The sequence below is a fragment of the Allokutzneria sp. NRRL B-24872 genome (assembly GCF_002155965.1).
GTDB lineage: Bacteria > Actinomycetota > Actinomycetes > Mycobacteriales > Pseudonocardiaceae > Allokutzneria.
This window is the reverse complement of sequence record NZ_MUMH01000138.1, coordinates 886-1,701: the sequence shown is the minus strand read 5'-3', so window position 1 is coordinate 1,701 and position 816 is coordinate 886. Positions and strand designations below refer to the sequence as shown.

Sequence of the window (816 nt, the reverse complement as noted above, 5' to 3'; positions counted from 1 at the left end):
CAGAAGCACTCGTGGCGGACGGGGCTGAGACAGCCCCTCACGCCGCTTCGTCGAGGTAGGGCAGCCACAGCGGGTCCGCCTCAGAAATGCTCGCGAGCAGCCTCCAGTAGCGACCGCGCGGAGCGCGCGGAACCACTCGGAGCCTCCAGCCCAGCTCGGCCAGCTGCTTGTCCGCCTTGCGGTGGTTGCACTTGGCACAGCAGGCGACGCAGTTCTCCCACGTGTGCGGCCCGCCCCTGCTGCGCGGAACCACGTGGTCGATCGTCTCGGCCCTGCCCCCGCAGTAGGCGCAGCGGTAGCGGTCGCGGTACATCAGCGCGGCCCTCGTCATGGGAACGCGCCCCCGGTAGGGGACGCGCACGAAGGTGCTCAGCCGGATCACCGATGGGACCAGCACGACCTCGCTCGCGGAGTGCAGCACCAGACCGGCGGGGTCCCCGTGGACGACCTCGGCCTTGCCGCAGATCAGCAGGACGATCGCCCTGCGCAGCGGGAGCGCGGTGAGCGGTTCGTAGGTCGCGTTGAGCAGCAGGACCCTGCGTCTGCCCCAGATCGGCTTACCGTCCGCGGTGGCTTTGTCGACCCCACGCAGATCGCCGGATTCGGCATGGGATGATCTTGTCGCCACCCCTGTCGGACACGGCTTTACCTGGGGCGCCACCCGCAGGGGTGCGCCCTTGGTAGTCGGTTGTCGGTCTGGCACGCGACCACCTCCACCGGTTCAGTTCTTAGTCGACCACACAACCGGCCCGGAGCGCACGTGTGATTCATGACGTGTCGATGAAGAATCGGCCAATGCGCGCAAGACACGCCTGC

General features: G+C 68.3%; 1 protein-coding gene. It reads right to left on the bottom strand.

What is annotated here, in order from left to right; translation table 11 throughout:
* Positions 1-37: 37 nt before the first annotated feature.
* Positions 38-703 (bottom strand): HNH endonuclease, encoded by a 666-nt coding sequence (locus CCN37_RS30755; RefSeq protein ID WP_210408288.1) that lies wholly within the window; start codon positions 701-703, stop codon positions 38-40.
* Between the last annotated feature and the right edge of the window lie 113 nt (positions 704-816).